Below are 17,927 nucleotides of genomic sequence, written 5' to 3'. Positions count from 1 at the left end.
AATTTTAAATCTATATATAGAATATCATGAACAACCTTCAATCCATTGTATCCCATTTTAATACGAAGGGTACAGTTAATGAAATCCAGCCTTTAGGCAGCGGGCTGATTAACGACACGTATAAAGTGACTACTCTTGAAGCAGATGCCCCCGACTATGTATTGCAACGTGTGAACCATGCTATTTTCCAGAATGTGGAGATGTTACAGGCGAACATTGAAGCCGTAACCCGGCATATCCGTAAAAAGCTTGTGGAAAAAGGTGCGGATGATATAGATCGTAAAGTGCTCTCTTTTATTCCTGCTGATACCGGAAAAACGTATTGGTACGATGGTGAAAACTATTGGCGTATCATGACATTCATTCCTAATGCAAAGACTTATGAGATGGTGGATGCAGAATATTCTTATTATGCCGGTGTAGCTTTTGGTAATTTCCAGGCAATGCTTGCAGATATTCCTGATGAACTGGGAGAGACTATTCCTGATTTTCACAATATGGAGTTCCGTCTGAAACAACTTCGTGATGCGGTGGCTGCGGATGCGGTTGGCCGGGTGAAAGAAGTGCAGTACTATCTGGATGAGATAGAAAAACGTGCAGAGGAGATGTGCAAAGGTGAACGCTTGCATCACGAAGGCAAATTGCCAAAACGTGTATGTCATTGCGATACAAAGGTGAATAATATGATGTTTGATGAAGAGGGTAAGGTGCTCTGCGTCATTGATCTTGATACGGTGATGCCTAACTTTATCTTTTCTGATTTCGGCGATTTCCTTCGTTCTGCAGCCAATACAGGTGCCGAGGATGATGAGAATCTGGATAATGTGAATTTCAATATGGAGATATTCAAGGCGTTTGCAAAAGGTTATCTGGAATCTGCGAAAGTCTTCCTGCTTCCGATAGAGGTTGAGAACCTGCCGTATGCAGCTGCATTATTTCCCTATATGCAATGCGTTCGTTTCCTGGCGGATTATATTAATGGTGATACTTATTATAAGATTAAATATCCGGAACACAACCTTGTACGTACAAAAGCGCAATTCAAACTGTTGCAGAGTGTGGAAGAACATACACCGGAAATGCAGGAGTTTATAAAGTCGTCATTATAATAGTTACGGGCTACAAGCTATGAGTGCCTTTCGGTACGTAGCGCAGCCATTTGTAGCTCGTAGCTTGTAACTTGTAAAATATGAGTAAAAGAATCCCTGCATGCTTGGTATTGAAATCAGTAGTCTTGTTAGTAGCTCTGCTCTGTTTTTATCCTTTGTCTGCAACTAACCCCCAAAAGAAAGAAATGAAAGAGTTGAATGTAAAAAAAGTAAGTCTGTCTAATGTAGCAGTAGAGAACATTCCTGCTTTGTTGGATAAAGAAAAGGTGGCTTTTCAGTCGATCAATACGGTGAATTGGAAAGCATTCCCTTATCAGCCGGAGGTGCAGTTCCGTATAGCTCATACGGATGATGCGATTTGGGTTCACTACAAAGTAAAAGAAGCCAGTGTGCGTGCTGTAGCTGCCGGAGATAATGGTGCAGTATGGGAAGATGCTTGCGTAGAGTTCTTTTCTATCCCCGCAGGGGATGGAATTTATTATAATGTGGAATGTAACTGTGCCGGAACTCTCCTGGTTGGTGCCGGTGCCGGACGTGAGAACCGTGAACATGCCCCGCAAGAAGTAATGGACAAAGTGCAACGCTGGTCTTCTTTGGGACGCCATTCTTTTGAGGAACGTGTGGGAGAGTGTAACTGGGAACTGGCATTGGTTATTCCATACTCTGCTTTTTTCAAGCATCAGATCACCAGTCTTGAAGGAAAGACGGTTCGTGCCAATTTCTACAAATGCGGTGATAAATTACAAACGCCTCATTTCCTCTCATGGAATCCCATTAATCTGGAAAAACCTAATTTCCACTGTCCCGAATTCTTCGGTACATTGAATTTTGAGTAACTATTTCCAGTCTTTCAAATTATAGCTTGCTTCTACCGCCTTTTCTATATCATCGGGAAGGGCGGGGAAGAAGTCTATCCCTGTAATCCGTTCCACTTCGTCCACAGTGTTTACATAAGAGTCCAGCGGATTGTTCCCCTCATTATTTTTATAGATAAAGCCGATGGCTTTCGGTTTCTTGTACAGAGAAAGTATCACTTTAAAGAAAGCATCCGGTACGGCCACTTTATGCTCGCCTATGGTCTGTGGCTTCCGGTCATAGAAGACAGGACCGGCTACAATGTAAAGACAACTGTCTTTTTTCACCCACTTGCGGCATTTTTGTTCCAGTTCATTCCAGTCACCCCGGTTTAGGTTGTGGTGTTGGGGGCAGATGTTGGTCATGTAGAAACTTTCTATCATGGCTTCACGGTCCCATTTGTTGTCACCTGCCGGACAAAGGTGCCCACGGTCCCAGCCACTACCTTTATAGTCTTGCGTGGTGACGGCTTTACTTTTGGGCAGGTCGGGGTCGGGACGGAAGTTATTGATTCGCTCGGTATTTTCTTTTAAACGTTCGGGAGTCAGTTTCCAGGCTACCCAGTTGGCAATGCGGATATTGGAGTTATAGGATACGAGGTATCCGGTGCGTTGCAGCAGTATTTCGGGGGTGCCTGGGGCAGTGGTTTGCTTGATGTATATATCGGAATTTTGGGGAGCATTCTGAACGGTGCCTTCTGTCTGTTCAGGGGCAGTATTCTTTTCTTTGGAGTTCGTTGTCTGATAAGCGGTGATGATGCCGCATAGGATCAGGACAATCAGGAACGACAGTTGTTTCTTGCTATTCGTTTGTTTTTTCTTCTTCTTTCTCATAATTGAATGGGTAAAGTGGTGCAAAGATAACAAAAAAGGCGGACGAGTAAACCCGACCGCCTTCTGAATAAGGAGTATTCCTTTATTTCACAATCCCTTTAGAATCCCGCACGAAGTTAAGGATATTGTGTATTTCGTCACTCATCGGCACCTGGTCTTCAATCTTTTGCAAAGCATCATGTATACTGAAGTTACCTTGATAAATCAATCGGTAAGCATTTACGATATGACGCAGAATGCGGTCTGTTACCTGATGCTTGTGTTGCAGTACAACTGCATTGATACCATGATATTCTGCCGGGTTACCATTCATGATAACATATGGTGGAACGTCCTTCGCAATGCGGCATCCTGACTGGATCAATACCCAGCTTCCGATGTGGCATTTCTGTTGCAAAATGACGTTACTACTTAGAATGGTAAAGTCACTGATACGGCAATCGCCGGCTACGATAGTCTTAAGTCCTAATACACAATGATTACCTATTTGCACGTCATGGCAAAGGTGTACACCGTCCATCAGAAAGTTCTCGTTCCCGATACGTGTAGCATCTCCTTCATGTGTAGCGCGGCTCACAACTACATTTTCGCGAATGTCGTTCTGGTCACCGATAATTAGCAGACTTTTCTCACCCGTATAGTGGAAATCCTGTGGGGTGGTACCGAGTACGGCGCCATGATGCACTTTATTCTTTTGCCCCATACGCGTACCGTTGAGGATACGTGCACCGGACATGATAATACAGTCATCTCCAATTTCTACATCGCCTTCGATATATGCAAAAGGCTGGACCGTTACATTCTTGCCGAGCTTTGCGGCAGGATCTACAAATGCTAATGGACTTATCATAGTAATTAGTTTTTAGTTATTACTTTCTGCCTCCTCCGAGCGCCTGATACAGACTGATAACGGCTTGCATGCGATCGAAAGTGTCGGATACCTCGGAGATTTGTGCACTGAGGTAAGATTGCTCAGCAGACAGAACTTCCAGATACGTTGACGTGCCTAAGTTAAACAATTCTTTTGTATCTTCCGCAGCTTTACGGGCAGAATTTACTTGAATCTCGCGAGAAATGGCTTTTTCGGAGGTCATTTGGTATTGATACAAAGCATTGCTCACTTCATTTCCAGCTTTCAGCAAAGTGGTCTGGAACTGGATTTTGGATTGTTCTTCTTGTGCTTTGGCCTGTTTCAGACGGGCGATATTAGCACCGCGATAGAACAACGGTTGTGTCAACGATCCTATAGCTGAAGCCAATAATTTGCCCGGATTCACAATTGCAGATCCTGCACTGTTAGTCCATCCTGCCGAACCACTCAATGTAATTTGCGGATAGAAAGCTGCACGTGCGCTGTTAGTATTGTAATAACTTGCAGCAAGAGACATCTCGGCAGCTTTTACATCGGGACGGTTAGACAATAGTTGCAAAGGAATACCAGCTGAGAATTCTGTCGGTAATTGCTGGCTTTCCAACACCCCACGTTCTATTTCCTGTGCTGGTTGATTCAGCATCAGGCAAAGAGCATTTTCTGTTTCGCGGATACTTTGACGCATGCTGGGCAGAGATGCCAATACTTGTGCGTAAGCTGCACGGGTTTGTTCTACTCCGGCAGAAGTCGTATTATATATACCCGCATCCTTCATCGCTTCTACGGTTTCCACATTCTTTTTCAAGATATCGGCTGTGGATTCTGTAATTTGCAACTGGCGGTCGAGCATCAACAATGTGTAGTACATATTGGCTACATTGGCGATCACCTGAGTTTGAACAGCTTGTTCATAGAACTGTGTCTGTTTCAGAGATACTTGTGCACCACGTTTCGGGTTCAGTATCTGGCCGAACAGGTCAATCTGCCAGCTTGCTGTAACAGGAAGTGAATAGGTCTGTGTAGCTTTTCCCTTATCCCAACTGCTGACAGTTCCCTGCGGAGACAATGCCAGCGTGGGAGCATAAGCCAGACGTGCGGACATAAGGGCAGCTTCTGCTTTCTTCACATTCAAAGCGGCACTGCGCAGATCGGGGTTATTAGCAAGTGCTTGTTCGATGAGCGCTTGCAACTGAGGGTCAGTGAATACTTCCCTCCAAGGCAGATTACCGAAGTTTGCTGTATCCGCAACCAGTGTATCGTTCACAGATGTTGTATCACGATACAGTCCGGCAGCCGTAATATCTTCGGGTCTGTCGTATGATTTGTAGATGTGGCAGCTGCTCAGAAGAGCAGTTGCACACATCAAAGTTATAATCTGTTTCTTCATAATCTTTCTATATTAATGAAGAATGATGAACGAAGTTCTCCATTCTTCATTCTTAATTTACTTCGTGTATTGCTCAATTTCAGGTTCTGCGTCAGAGTTATCCACATCTGTCCATTCCATCGGTTTAATCTTCTCCTGCAGGTATTGGAATGCAACGAACAGGGCTGGTACGATAAAGATCTGAAGGATCATACCAATTAACATACCACCGATGGCAGAAGTACCCAGCGTACGGTTACCATTAGCACCTGCGCCGGATGCCAGCATCAACGGAATCAAACCGACAATCATAGCCAATGATGTCATCAGGATAGGACGTAGACGGGCTGCGGCACCCAGTACGGCTGCCCACGTTATACTCATACCCATCTTACGACGGTCGAGAGCAAACTCAATAATCAAGATGGCATTCTTCGCCAACAGACCCATCAACATGATCAATGCAATCTGCATATAAATGTCATTGGACATGGATCCCATTATCATCTTTAGAATGGAGATATTACCGATGGCACTCATACCGTTGACGAACAGGAAGCTACCTAACAGACCGAACGGAATAGACAACAGTACGGCAAGCGGCAGGATGTAACTTTCATACTGTGCACTCAGCAACAGGTAAACGAATACGAAGCAGAGAACGAAGATCAATCCCGTGGTGCTTCCGCTGGTTTCAGCCTCTTCACGTGCCATACCTCCCAATTCGTAAGCGAAACCGGCAGGCAGGTTCTCTTTGGCAACCTCAGCGATAGCGGCCAGTGCCTGACCGGAAGTATATCCGGAAGCAGGAGCAACCATTACTTTCATAGAGGTATACAGGTTGAAACGGCTGATGATATCAGGTCCGTATACCTTCTTGATGGAAACGAACTGAGTAATCGGAGCCATCTCATTGCCGTTACGAACCTTGATGCTGGACAATGATTCCAGATTCTTGGTTGCTTCGGGCTCTGCCTGAACCATTACGCGGTACATCTTACCGAAACTGTTGAAGTTAGAAGCGTACAGACCGCCGAAGTATCCCTGCATAGTGCTGAGGATGTCGCTTGGGCTGATACCCGCTTTCTTACAGGCAGCAGCGTCAATATCCAACATATATTGCGGAAAGTTCGGGTTGAAGCTCGTCTTTGCGGAGTTGATTTCCGGACGTGCTTCCAATGCGGCATTGTAATCTTTTACTACGTCGAAGAAGTGGTTCAGGTCACCACCAGTCTTATCCTGCATGTTCAACTCGATATCGCTGGATGCGGAGTAACCTGGGATCATAGGAGGAGCAAAGAACAGTACCTGTGCTTCTTTGATAATCTTTTGTGCACGCATAAAGAGCGTGATGTAAACAATGTTAGAGTTCTGCATTGTGGAACGTTCTTCCCAGTTCTTCAGCTTGATGATGATAGAACCGTAAGAAGGCCCTTGTCCGCCGATGAAGCTATAACCGGAGATTACCGTGCGGGATGCAACGGCAGGTTCGGCTGCTACCAGGCTGTCCACACGGTACAACACTTCTTGTGCGCGTTCCTGTGAAGTACCCGGAGGCAGTGTTACTACACCCATGATGGTACCCGTATCTTCATTAGGCACCATGCCCGTCGGGGTAATTTTCATAAAGAAAATCAGCAATACGATAGAACCTGCTACAAGACCGAAACTCAACCATCTCTTCTGGATGAAGAACAATACATTATTCTTGTATTTTTTCAACATCTTGTCGTAAGCCACATTGAAGCCTGTGTGGAAGCGGCTGATAAATGTCGATTTCTTTTCACCATGTTCATCATGCGGTTTCAGGAAGATAGCACACAATGCCGGACTCAATGTCAATGCGTTCAATGCGGAGAAACCGATGGCGATAGCCATCGTCAGACCGAACTGTCGGTAGAATGTACCTGCCGTACCACCCATGAAACTTACAGGGATAAATACAGACATCATGACTAACGTAATAGAAACGATGGCACCACCCAATTCACTCATGGCGTCGATGGAAGCGGTACGGGCAGATTTATACCCTTGGTCTAACTTCGCATGGACACCCTCGACGACGACTATCGCATCGTCGACGACTATCGCGATGGCGAGCACCATGGCCGAAAGGGTCAGCAAGTTGATACTAAAGCCAATCAGCTTCAGTACGAAGAATGTCGCAATCAATGCTACCGGAATAGCAATAGCGGGGATCAATGTGGAACGGAAATCTTGTAAGAAGATGTATACCACGATGAACACAAGAATAAAGGCCTCGATTAAAGTCTTGATAACCTCATGGATAGAGGCGAACAAGAAGTCGTTGGCACTCTGTGCGATATTGATTTGTAAACCTGAAGGCAGTTTTTCGGAGTAGTCATTCAATAATGCTTCCAAGTCACTGATGGTTTGTGTTGCATTACTTCCTGCCATCTGGAACACGATACAACTGACGGCCTTATGACCGTTTACGGTATTATTGAAGCTATAGGTCAGACGTCCCAGCTCGATTTCTGCAATATCTTTCAAGCGAAGTACTTCTCCGTTTTCCATCGCTTTGATAACGATGTTCTCAAATTCTTCCGGTTGCTGCAGACGTCCTTTATAACGTATTGTATATTGGAATGTCTGATTACCACGTTCACCGAACTGTCCGGGGGCAGCCTCGATATTCTGCTCAGCCAAAACTGCTGCTACGTCATTGGGAATCAGCTTATACTGAGCCATTACGTCGGGCTTCAGCCAGATACGCATGGAGTAGTCAGTACCCAACACCATTGCGTCACCTACACCGGCAACACGTTTTACTTCAGGGATAAGGTTGATGTTGGCATAGTTTTCCAGGAACTCGATGTTGTATTGGTCCGTCTCATCATAAATAGAGAATACCATCAACATGGAAGTCTGTCTCTTTTGTGTTGTTACACCTACCTTGGTTACTTCGGCAGGTAGCAGACCTTGCGCCATGGATACACGGTTCTGTACGTTTACGGCAGCCATATCCGGGTCAGTTCCCTGCTTGAAGTAAACGGAAATATCGGCAGAGCCACTGTTGGTGGCATTGGAAGTCATGTACATCATGTTTTCCACACCGTTGATCTGGTCTTCCAGCGGTGCAATAACGGAGTTCAACACCGTTTGGGCATTGGCACCCGTGTAGGTGGCGCGCACTGATACGGTTGGCGGTGCAATGTCCGGGTATTGGGTGATAGGCAGGGTTGCCAGACCAATAAGACCCAGGATCACTATCAGCACGGAGATTACCGTAGATAGTACCGGACGATTAATAAATCTATCTAATTTCATGTCTCTTTTATTTTAGTTGGCAAGTTGACTCGGTTTCAGAAACGTCAACTCTTAATTAAACGCAGTTTGGATATTACCTTCTTTCTGGTCTTTCAGTGCTTTCTGATATTCAGCTTCTTTTTCAGCAGGAGTGATAGGAGTGATAGATGCCCCGTCTCTCAGGTTTTGCACACCTTCCATTACTACTTTATCACCGGCTTTCAAACCTTCGGTTACGTAGTAGTACTTACCATCATTCAGCTTGAACACCTGGATTTCCGTGTTCTTCAGAGTGTTGTCGGGCTGCACTACGAATACGAATTTCTTGTCCTGTATTTCTGTAGTAGCTGATTGAGGTATCATAATAACATTTGTCATCGGGTTGGGGAATACCACATTACCGGTACTTCCGCTACGCAACACATTGTGTTTGTTGGGGAAGAGGGCACGCATAGTTACCGAACCGGTAGTCTGATCGATAACGCCGCTGATGGTTTCTACACGTCCGCTGTCGGCATACATGGTTCCATCGATAAGCTGTAGCTGTACATCGGGCATTCTTTCCAGAATTTCCTTGATACTACCACCTTCACGGATTTGCGACAGCAATTGTCTTTCGGTCATGGAGAAGTAGGCGTACATCTCAGAGATATCGGCTACGGTAGTCAGTGGGCTGGCAACGGAAGGGCTGACCAAACTACCTACACGGTAGGGGATACTACCCACTACGCCATCGCTGGGGCTGGTTACACTGGTATACGACAGATTGTTCTTGGCGTTTACTAATTGTGCTTCAGCTTGTGCCAATTGTGCTTTTGTTTGTGCCAGTTGATTCTCCGCCATCTGCAAATCGTAGTTGCTGATGATGTTCTTTTTGTTCAGCTCACGCTTGTTGTTTACGGTAAGTTCTTGCGTGTTTACGGCTGCTTTGGCTGTTTCAACAGCAGCTTTGGCTGAGTTTACGGCTGCTTGATACTGTACAGGGTCAATGCTGAACAACACTTGCCCTTTACGTACTACTGCACCTTCGTCTACATGTAACTTGGTGATGAAACCGCTTACCATGGGGCGGATTTCTACATCTTGTTTACCTCTGATCGTAGCTGGATAGCTGTTCGTCAAGTTGGCAGTGGTTGTTTCCACTGTAATCACTGCAAATTCGGGTGCTTTACCCGCAGTTTTGTCACTTTGTCCGCAACTGAACAGTGACAGGCAACATGCCAATAAAATCAATCTACTCTTCATACTTGTAATTATTCTCTGTCTTTTGGTTTATTTTTTTATCTTGGTAAAAAGGCTTTTTATGTTTTGTCATAGTTGGATAATACGGAGGGCAAAGGGGAAAACTAGAAGCACTCTTCGGGTTTTCCGGCTGCAAAATTATCTATTTTTGAACAGGTTGGTTCTATTACTGGCTATTTTTAACTATGTTTTATACATATATTATATAAAGGGGAGGGATGGAGCAGAGTTAAGAGTAGGACTGAAATAGGCTGAGTCCGTAGCTGAAGCAGGATGAATTTCGTACTGAGATAATCATCAATGCCGATGATGCCCACCATCAATGCCATTGATGCCTATCATCAATGGCATTGATGATATATTGACTCCCGTAAAGAACATGTCTCATTTATACCCTCATCCGGGCTTACTTAACGTATCAGCTCCAATGTGTCGATGCGACATCTTTTGCATCCTTTTCCGGCAAAAGCCTTATAATTTAATACCTTCTTGCTCTTTTTTGATTAAAATACTGTAAAGCATACTGCTTATTAAGGGATAACCTTTATTTTTGCAGCATGTTACGTAACAGATATTCAAATATGAAATCTCTTTTCAATCGTTTGGCAGGCGTTGTCATCGTTGCTGCTGTGCTTTATTCCTGCGCCAGCATCGGTCGTCCGGAGGGTGGTGCTATTGATGAAACTCCTCCCCGCTTTGTGGGTAGTACGCCTTTGCCGGGTGCACTCAATAATAGCCGGAAAAAGATAACGATTGAATTCGATGAATTCATCAAGCTTGATAAACCGGGTGAGAAGATTGTGATTTCTCCTCCACAGGTGCAGCAGCCGGAGATAAAATCCAATGGAAAGAAAATTGTGATTACTTTGAAGGATACTCTCAAACCGAATACTACTTACTCGATAGACTTTTCGGATGCTGTTCAGGACAATAATGAAGGTAATCCGTTACCTGATTTCGGATTTACTTTCTCTACCGGTTCTGTAATCGATTCGATGGCGGTATCCGGTACCGTATTGAATGCATTCAATCTGGAACCGGTGAAAGGTATGCTGGTAGGTATGCATTCCAATCTGGCGGATTCGGCCTTTACAACGTTGCCTTTCGAACGTGTAGGTCGCACCGATAGCCGCGGACGTTTTACGATTCGAGGTGTCGCTCCGGGTGAATACCGTATCTATGGATTGCAGGATGCCGACCAGAACTTCTATTATAGTCAGCCCACCGAGGTGATTGCTTTCGAAGACTCCCTGATTATTCCTTCTATGGATCAGCGGATGCGTTTTGATACACTCTGGAAAGACTCTTTGACGATAGATACGATTATGGAGAAGATGTATACCCACTATTCTCCGGATGATGTCATATTGCGCTGTTTCAAGGAACTTGCTTTATCGCAACGTCTTATTAAGAGTGAGCGACCCGAACCCCGGAAGTTCTCCTTTTATTTCTCGGCTCCGGCAGATAGCTTACCATTATTGAAGGGACTGAATTTCGATGAAACCGATGCTTTTATCGTGGAGAAGCCTACCGGCCGCATTGATACACTCCAATACTGGATAAGAGATTCTCTGATTTATAAGATGGATACTTTGAAGATGAGTCTTACGTATCTCTATACAGATACACTAAATCAGTTGGTTCCCCGTACGGATACACTGAAACTTGTGTCGAAACTTAGACCTAAATCGGAAAAGGAACTGGAGAAAGAACGCGAGAAGAAAGAGAAAGAGCTTGAAAAGGCCAAAAAGAAAGCTGAAAAAGAAGGCAAGGAGTATGTAGAGCCGACGGTATTCTTACCTGTCGATGTATATGCGCCGGGTACGATGGATATTTATGATTATATTTCCCTTACGTTCACTGAACCGCTGGCAAGTGTTGCTGATAGCACAGTTCATCTGAAACAGAAGATAGACAGCTTGTGGCGTGATGTTCCTTTCGACTTTATTCCGGACTCATTGAATTTGATGCGTTACAATGTATATGCGGATTGGGAACCCGGTGAAAGTTATACCTTTGAGGTGGATTCTACGGCTTTCCAAGGAATATACGGCCTTTTCACCGATAAGGTAAAGAAAGAATTCAAGGTGAAGAAGCCTGAAGAATATGGACAGATATTCTTTGATGTGAGCGGTGCGGACTCACTGGCATTTGTTGATTTGCTGGATGCACAGGACAAGGTAGTGCGTACGGTGCCAGTCGTCAATGGCAGGGCGGATTTTTACTTCCTGAATCCAGGTAAATATAGTGCACGCCTCATTAATGACAGGAATGGAAACGGTGTATGGGACACCGGAAAATATGAAGATAAACGGCAACCGGAAGAAGTGTATTATTACTATCAGGTGTTAGAATTGAAAGCTAATTTTGACTTGACACAGAGTTGGAATATACATGATAGGCCGCTGGATCAACAGAAACCGGGAGAACTCAAAAAACAAAAACCAGATGAAGACAAGAAAAAGAAAAATCAGAATAACCGCAGCTCCGGCAATCGCCGGTAAACGCGGATGGGTATTCTGCCTGTTGGGGGCTCTGTTACTTGCTATTGCTACACCTGCCAAAGCACAATGTACGGCAGAAAACACCGCATTCCAATCCGGTGAGCATGTGATGTATGATTTATATTTTAACTGGAAGTTTATCTGGAAGAAGGTAGGGCTGGCAAGTCTGACAACCTTCTCCACGACTTATCAGTCGAAACCTGCTTACCGTTTCAATCTGCTTTCGGTGGGTAGCAAAAAGACGGACTTCTTTTTTAAGATGCGTGATACGCTGACATGCTATGTCAGTGAGAAACTGGAACCGCTTTATTTCCGTAAGGCGGCCGAAGAGGGAGACCGCTATACAGTGGATGAGGCGTGGTTCTCTTATAAGGATGGTGTATCTAATGTGAAGCAGAGGCGTATCTGGCACAATCCGGTTCGCGATCCGCAAGAGATGGAATACAGTGACAGCCGTTGTATCTTCGATATGTTGAGTATCCTGGCACAGGCGCGTTCTTACGATCCGGCAGATTATAAAATAGGCGACCGAATTCAGTTCCCTATGGCTACTGGGCGCAAGGTAGAAGAACAAACATTGATTTATCGTGGAAAAGAGGAGGTGAAGGCCAATAATGATACGATTTACCGTTGCCTTGTATTCTCTTTTGTGGAATATAAGAAGGGAAAAGAGAAAGAGGTGATTACTTTCTTTATCTCAGATGATAAGAATCATCTTCCCATCCGTCTGGATATGTATCTTAACTTCGGTTCGGCAAAGGCATTCTTTAAGAGTGTACAGGGGAACCGCTATCCGATGACTTCGGCTGTAAGGAAGAAGTGAGACAGCTACGAGTTACGAGCTACAGGTGCCTTTCGGAACATAGCGCAGCACTTGTAGCTTGTAGCCCGTAGCTCTATATGCTGAACGGTAGCGGATCGCCTTTTCGGAATACGCTGGACTCAAACGTAGCAATCAGTTTCCCATCTTGGTTGGTGATGTCTATCTGATAATATCCGGTAGTACGTCCGATGTAGCGTTCGCGTGCTTCGGCATACAACGTGTCGCCCGGACCACTGGCACGCAAAAAGGTGATATTGGAAGAAAGGGAGAACGCTAATGAACCATGCGAATTGGCTGCGGCAGCCAGTGCCAGGTCGGCAAGGGTAAAAATAGCGCCTCCTTGTGTACGATGTCCTGCATTGAGGTGATTTTCTGTGATAACAAGGCATGCTTTACTATATCCTTTGCGCACTTCCAGCAATTCTACACCGGTTTGTTCTGCAAAGAGATCTTTTTTGAAGAATTCTTGTGGAGTCATGTTTTTGATAGGTTTAAAAAGTTCAATCTGTATGATTTATGCGCAAATGTAACAATTTTACCCTTTTCCTGTATAATTTAGGAGGGTCTTTTCTGTAAACCTGCGCTACATTTGCTGACGAAAGAATACGAAACTTTAATAAACAAATCATTATTATGAAAACAATCCTCACGACATTGGGAGTATCTCTCCTTGTTCTGGCGGGTTGCACAGGTCAGAAGCAGGCCGAAAGCAACTTTATCCAAGAGAATATTGATAATGCGGTGGCACAGGAGACCATCCAGACCGACATTATTGAGAAATCAGGAAAAATTCTGAATCCAAGAACCATTAACAAAGACGGTAGCATTGTGTATGTACCCATTGATGACTGGTGTTCCGGTTTCTTTCCCGGTAATATTTGGTATACCTATGAACTGACAGGTGACAAAAAATGGTTGCCATTGGCCGAAAAGTATACTGAAGCATTAGACTCTGTACAATACCTGACCTGGCATCATGATGTAGGCTTTATGATTGGTAGCAGTTACTTGAACGGATACCGTTTTGCTAATAAAGAGGAATATAAGCCTGTAATAATCCAGACTGCAAAATCCCTTTCCACTCGTTTCCGTCCGGCAGCAGGAGTACTTCAATCCTGGGATGCAGATAAAGGTTGGCAGGCACAGCGTGGTTGGAAATGTCCGGTTATCATAGATAATATGATGAATCTGGAACTATTATTTGAAGCTTCCAAACTTTCAGGGGATTCTACTTACTATAACATTGCCGTGAAACATGCTGATACAACCATGAAGAATCACTTCCGTGACGATAATAGTTGCTACCATGTAGTGGATTATGATCCTGTAACCGGTGAGGTGCGTAAGAGACAAACTGCACAAGGCTATGCTGATGAGTCAGCTTGGGCGCGCGGACAAGCTTGGGCCATCTACGGATATACCATGTGTTACCGCTATACTCACGATCAGAAGTATCTGGATATGGCTGAGAAGATTTATAACTTTATCTTTAATAATCCGAACTTGCCGGAAGATCTTGTTCCTTATTGGGATTTCGATGCTCCGAATATTCCGAATGAACCGCGTGACGCTTCTGCGGCGGCTTGTACGGCATCTGCTTTGTATGAACTGAGTACGTACATTCCCGGCAAGAACTATAAGGAAACCGCAGATAAAATTATGGAAAGCCTTGGTTCTCCGGCTTATCGTGCTGAAGTGGGTACTAATGGCAATTTCATCCTGATGCACTCTGTAGGTAGTATTCCTCATGGTGCTGAAATTGATGTTCCATTGAACTATGCAGACTATTATTTCCTGGAAGGAATCATGCGTAAAAGAGACTTGGAAAAATGATAATCAATCGGTTTAGTTTGTTTTTGGGAGGTTTGGGCCTGTTTGCCTTGCAAGGCTGCAAAACCCAGCAAGAAGAGCAGGCGCAACTTCCAAATGTTATTTATGTCTTCCCCGACCAGTACCGCAATCAGGCAATGGAGTTTTGGGGACAAGACGGGTTCCGCGACAAGGTAAATTTCCGCAATGACCCGGTGCATACACCTAACCTGAATGGCTTTGCCCGTGAAGCGTTGGTGTTAAGTTCCGCCCAGAGTAACTGTCCGTTGAGTAGTCCTCACCGTGGTATGTTGCTGACGGGTATGTATCCCAATAAGAGTGGGATTCCTTTAAATTGTAATTCAAACCGTCCTATCAGTTCCTTGCGTACTGATGTGGATTGCATAAGCGATGTGTTCAATAAGTCTGGGTACGACTGTGCTTACTTTGGTAAGTTACATGCTGATTTTCCTACTCCAAACGATCCGCAACGTCCTGGTCATTACGTAGAAGACCGTATTCCGGCTTGGGATGCTTATACACCGAAAGAACGGCGCCATGGTTTCAATTACTGGTATTCTTATGGTACTTTCGATGAACATAAGAATCCCCGTTACTGGGATACGGATGGAAATCGTCACGATCCGAAAGAATGGTCACCGCTGCACGAGTCCAAGGTGGTAGTTTCTTATCTGAAGAACGAGGGGAATGTGCGCGATCCGAAGAAACCATTCTTTATAATGGTAGGTATGAATCCACCCCACAGCCCGTACCGTTCATTGGACGATTGCATGGAAGAAGATTTCAACCTGTACAAAGATCAACCTTTGGATAGTCTTCTGATCCGCCCCAATGCAGACAAGAAACGTGAGAAGGCAGAGAGCGTTCGCTATTACTTTGCTTCCGTTACCGGTGTAGACCGTGCCTTTGGTCAAATATTGGAAACGCTGAAAGAGCAGGGACTGGATAAGAATACGATTGTAATCTTTGCTTCCGATCATGGTGAAACCATGTGTAGCCAGTTTACGGATGATCCGAAGAACTCTCCTTATTCCGAATCTATGAACATACCGTTCCTGGTACGTTATCCCGGTCATGTACAGCCGCGTGTAGATAATCTTCTGATGTCTGCACCGGATATCATGCCGACTATCCTGGGGTTGTGTGGTTTGGGTGATTCCATTCCAGCCAATGTGCAAGGACGCAACTGGGCACCACTTTTCTTCGATGAAAAGGCCGAAATTGAACGCCCCGGTGGTGCTTTATATATCCAGAATTTGGATGGAGATAAAGATGCGGACGGTAAAGTACAAACTTACTTCCCTTCTTCAAGAGGATATAAGACAGCACGTTATACTTTGGCTTTCTATATCGATAAGAAAGATCGTAAGTTGCAGAAGAGCCTGCTGTTTGATGATGAAAAAGATCCTTACCAGATGAATAATCTTCCATTGGAAGAAAATAAAGAGATCGTTGCAGAGCTTTGCCGTGAAATGGGCAAGGAATTGAAAGCAATAGACGATCCCTGGTATAAGGAACGTATTCTTTCCGACATGATACCTTACTAAAACTCTCTTTTTTAAATGGAACTGCCTCCCTCGATTTTACAGAATCAGAGGGAGGCAGCTTTTTTTATAGGACAGTGGAATTTACTTATTCAGTTTCCACTCAGAACCTTCTTTACCGTCTTTAATTTCAAAGCCGAGGGCTGTAAGTTCATTACGAATCTTGTCAGAGGTAGCCCAGTCCTTATTGGCTTTCGCCATCATGCGCTGTTCCAGCAATATGTCTACTACTTTTCCGAAAGCAACTTCACGTTCTTCATTGGAATCGTTTTCTTCCTTCAATCCCAGAATGTCGAAACAGAAGAGATGGAATGTTTCTTTCAGGTCTTTCAAATCTTCGGCAGTAATGGTATCATTACCTGCAATGATATTGTTAATCATTCTGGCTCCATCGAAAAGGTGAGCAATGACTATCGGAGTATTCAGGTCATCATTCATGGCTTCATAACACTTTTCACGCACTGCTTTCACATCTACGCTGGATGTAGCAGACGGGGTGATTTTTTCCAGCCCGTTTACGGCATCCATCATTCGGCCCAATCCCTTTTCTGCAGCTTGCAGAGCTTCGTTGCTGAAGTCTACCGTACTGCGGTAGTGAGCTTGCAGAATGAAGAAGCGGATGGTCATCGGACTATAAGCCTGTGTCAGCAATTTGTGTGTGCCGTTGAAGAACTCATCCAGATTGATGAAGTTGCCATATGACTTACCCATCTTCTGTCCGTTGATAGTAATCATATTGTTGTGCATCCAGTAGTGTACCATATCATTACCCTGTGATGCTACTGATTGTGCAATCTCACATTCATGATGGGGGAAAATCAAGTCCATACCACCGCCGTGAATGTCGAAATGCTCACCGAGGTATTTCTTACCCATGGCTGTACATTCGGCATGCCATCCCGGGAAACCGTCGCTCCATGGAGAAGGCCACCGCATGATATGCTCCGGTTGGGCGCATTTCCATAAGGCAAAGTCGGCGGGGTTATGCTTCTCAGCTTGTCCGTCCAGTTCGCGGGTGGTGTTCAGTACATCATCTAGGTTGCGACCGGAAAGCTTTCCGTAATGATAATCCTTGTTATATTTCTCTACGTCGAAGTAAACGGAACCCTCACTGACGTATGCATATCCGTTCTTCAGGATTTCTTTCACCAATTCTATTTGCTCGATGATATGTCCTGAAGCATGTGGCTCAATGCTGGGAGAAAGTACGTTTAACGCTTCCATAGCCTTATGGTAGCGGTTGATATAGTATTGCGCTACTTCCATTGGCTCCAGTTGCTCCAGTCGTGCTTTCTTGGCTATTTTGTCTTCTCCGTCGTCAGCATCATGTTCCAGATGGCCTACATCGGTGATGTTGCGTACATAGCGTACCTTATATCCCAGATGGGTAAGGTAGCGGAAAAGCAAATCGAAAGTAATGGCAGGACGTGCATGTCCCAAATGCGCGTCACCGTAAACGGTAGGACCGCAGACATACATACCTACATGTGGAGCGTGCAATGGCACGAATAGCTCCTTTTTCCTATCTAAGGTGTTGTAAATTGTCAGTTGATGTTCCATAACGTTTGATTTTTAGTTTTTTTTAAAGCACAAAGTTACAACAATTTCATAAGATAATAAGTTCTTTCATTCTTTTTCTTGATATCATCACAGATGTAGTAGCTCATTGGCGTTGTTATC

Annotated in this window: 13 protein-coding genes; 6 read left to right on the top strand and 7 right to left on the bottom strand. The window is 44.6% G+C overall.

The features are described 5' to 3' along the window. Positions 1 to 26: 26 nt before the first annotated feature. Positions 27 to 1,109 carry a phosphotransferase enzyme family protein gene (locus tag DW182_RS17095; protein ID WP_118296283.1) on the top strand — a complete coding sequence of 361 codons (1,083 nt, stop codon included), beginning with the start codon at positions 27 to 29 and terminating at the stop codon, positions 1,107 to 1,109. 80 nt (positions 1,110 to 1,189) lie between these two features. After that, positions 1,190 to 1,945: a carbohydrate-binding family 9-like protein gene (locus DW182_RS17090; RefSeq protein ID WP_118296282.1), complete on the top strand. Its 756-nt coding sequence runs from the start codon at positions 1,190 to 1,192 to the stop codon at positions 1,943 to 1,945. Here the strand turns inward: DW182_RS17090 and DW182_RS17085 are convergent, their stop codons facing one another. The 5 genes from DW182_RS17085 to DW182_RS17065 form a co-directional block, all read right to left on the bottom strand. Then, the gene (locus DW182_RS17085) at positions 1,946 to 2,797 is read right to left on the bottom strand and encodes a DNA/RNA non-specific endonuclease (RefSeq protein ID WP_118296281.1); all 852 of its coding nucleotides are present in this window, start codon (positions 2,795 to 2,797) and stop codon (positions 1,946 to 1,948) included. Positions 2,798 to 2,879: 82 nt separating this feature from the next. Next, positions 2,880 to 3,647 carry an acyl-ACP--UDP-N-acetylglucosamine O-acyltransferase gene (lpxA, locus tag DW182_RS17080; protein ID WP_118296280.1) on the bottom strand — a complete coding sequence of 256 codons (768 nt, stop codon included), beginning with the start codon at positions 3,645 to 3,647 and terminating at the stop codon, positions 2,880 to 2,882. Between the two features lie 19 nt (positions 3,648 to 3,666). After that, positions 3,667 to 5,055, bottom strand: a complete 1,389-nt coding sequence (locus tag DW182_RS17075; protein ID WP_007661489.1) for a TolC family protein — start codon at positions 5,053 to 5,055, stop codon at positions 3,667 to 3,669. 57 nt (positions 5,056 to 5,112) lie between these two features. Further along, positions 5,113 to 8,325, bottom strand: coding sequence for an efflux RND transporter permease subunit (locus tag DW182_RS17070; RefSeq protein WP_115502375.1), 3,213 nt, complete (start codon positions 8,323 to 8,325; stop codon positions 5,113 to 5,115). A 51-nt stretch (positions 8,326 to 8,376) separates the two neighbouring features. After that, positions 8,377 to 9,549, bottom strand: a complete 1,173-nt coding sequence (locus DW182_RS17065) for an efflux RND transporter periplasmic adaptor subunit (RefSeq protein WP_007661493.1) — start codon at positions 9,547 to 9,549, stop codon at positions 8,377 to 8,379. 578 nt (positions 9,550 to 10,127) lie between these two features. Here DW182_RS17065 and DW182_RS17060 point away from each other — a divergent pair. After that, entirely contained in the window at positions 10,128 to 12,050 is a 1,923-nt protein-coding gene (locus DW182_RS17060) for an Ig-like domain-containing domain (RefSeq protein WP_118296279.1), read from the top strand. Further along, positions 11,995 to 12,873 carry a DUF3108 domain-containing protein gene (locus tag DW182_RS17055; RefSeq protein ID WP_118296278.1) on the top strand — a complete coding sequence of 293 codons (879 nt, stop codon included), beginning with the start codon at positions 11,995 to 11,997 and terminating at the stop codon, positions 12,871 to 12,873. The genes DW182_RS17060 and DW182_RS17055 overlap by 56 nt, the downstream gene beginning before the upstream one ends. 73 nt (positions 12,874 to 12,946) lie before the next feature. Here DW182_RS17055 and DW182_RS17050 read toward each other — a convergent pair whose 3' ends face one another. Then, entirely contained in the window at positions 12,947 to 13,351 is a 405-nt protein-coding gene (locus tag DW182_RS17050; protein ID WP_118296277.1) for a PaaI family thioesterase, read from the bottom strand. 155 nt (positions 13,352 to 13,506) lie between these two features. Between DW182_RS17050 and DW182_RS17045 the strand changes: the two genes are divergently transcribed. After that, on the top strand, positions 13,507 to 14,706 hold the full coding sequence (locus DW182_RS17045; RefSeq protein WP_007661503.1) for a glycoside hydrolase family 88 protein: 1,200 nt from the start codon (positions 13,507 to 13,509) through the stop codon (positions 14,704 to 14,706). After that, positions 14,703 to 16,250, top strand: coding sequence for a sulfatase (locus tag DW182_RS17040; RefSeq protein WP_370449827.1), 1,548 nt, complete (start codon positions 14,703 to 14,705; stop codon positions 16,248 to 16,250). The genes DW182_RS17045 and DW182_RS17040 overlap by 4 nt, the downstream gene beginning before the upstream one ends. A gap of 81 nt (positions 16,251 to 16,331) precedes the next feature. Here DW182_RS17040 and cysS read toward each other — a convergent pair whose 3' ends face one another. Beyond that, positions 16,332 to 17,807 carry a cysteine--tRNA ligase gene (cysS, locus tag DW182_RS17035; RefSeq protein WP_118296276.1) on the bottom strand — a complete coding sequence of 492 codons (1,476 nt, stop codon included), beginning with the start codon at positions 17,805 to 17,807 and terminating at the stop codon, positions 16,332 to 16,334. Positions 17,808 to 17,927 lie beyond the last annotated feature (120 nt).

Origin of the sequence: Bacteroides sp. AM16-24, from assembly GCF_003471885.1 — a bacterium.
Classification (GTDB): Bacteria; Bacteroidota; Bacteroidia; order Bacteroidales; family Bacteroidaceae; genus Bacteroides.
This window is presented reverse-complemented; position numbering and strand designations above follow the sequence as displayed.

What these genes read in the sequence shown, in the direction of transcription:
- DW182_RS17055 (WP_118296278.1), top strand. Translation starts at nt 11,995, where the DNA reads ATGAAGACAAGAAAAAGAAAAATCAGAATAACCGCAGCTCCGGCAATC.
- DW182_RS17075 (WP_007661489.1), bottom strand. Translation starts at nt 5,055, where the DNA reads ATGAAGAAACAGATTATAACTTTGATGTGTGCAACTGCTCTTCTGAGC.
- DW182_RS17065 (WP_007661493.1), bottom strand. Translation starts at nt 9,549, where the DNA reads ATGAAGAGTAGATTGATTTTATTGGCATGTTGCCTGTCACTGTTCAGT.
- DW182_RS17045 (WP_007661503.1), top strand. Translation starts at nt 13,507, where the DNA reads ATGAAAACAATCCTCACGACATTGGGAGTATCTCTCCTTGTTCTGGCG.
- DW182_RS17070 (WP_115502375.1), bottom strand. Translation starts at nt 8,325, where the DNA reads ATGAAATTAGATAGATTTATTAATCGTCCGGTACTATCTACGGTAATC.
- lpxA (WP_118296280.1), bottom strand. Translation starts at nt 3,647, where the DNA reads ATGATAAGTCCATTAGCATTTGTAGATCCTGCCGCAAAGCTCGGCAAG.
- DW182_RS17090 (WP_118296282.1), top strand. Translation starts at nt 1,190, where the DNA reads ATGAGTAAAAGAATCCCTGCATGCTTGGTATTGAAATCAGTAGTCTTG.
- DW182_RS17040 (WP_370449827.1), top strand. Translation starts at nt 14,703, where the DNA reads ATGATAATCAATCGGTTTAGTTTGTTTTTGGGAGGTTTGGGCCTGTTT.
- DW182_RS17085 (WP_118296281.1), bottom strand. Translation starts at nt 2,797, where the DNA reads ATGAGAAAGAAGAAGAAAAAACAAACGAATAGCAAGAAACAACTGTCG.
- DW182_RS17095 (WP_118296283.1), top strand. Translation starts at nt 27, where the DNA reads ATGAACAACCTTCAATCCATTGTATCCCATTTTAATACGAAGGGTACA.
- DW182_RS17060 (WP_118296279.1), top strand. Translation starts at nt 10,128, where the DNA reads ATGAAATCTCTTTTCAATCGTTTGGCAGGCGTTGTCATCGTTGCTGCT.
- DW182_RS17050 (WP_118296277.1), bottom strand. Translation starts at nt 13,351, where the DNA reads ATGACTCCACAAGAATTCTTCAAAAAAGATCTCTTTGCAGAACAAACC.
- cysS (WP_118296276.1), bottom strand. Translation starts at nt 17,807, where the DNA reads ATGGAACATCAACTGACAATTTACAACACCTTAGATAGGAAAAAGGAG.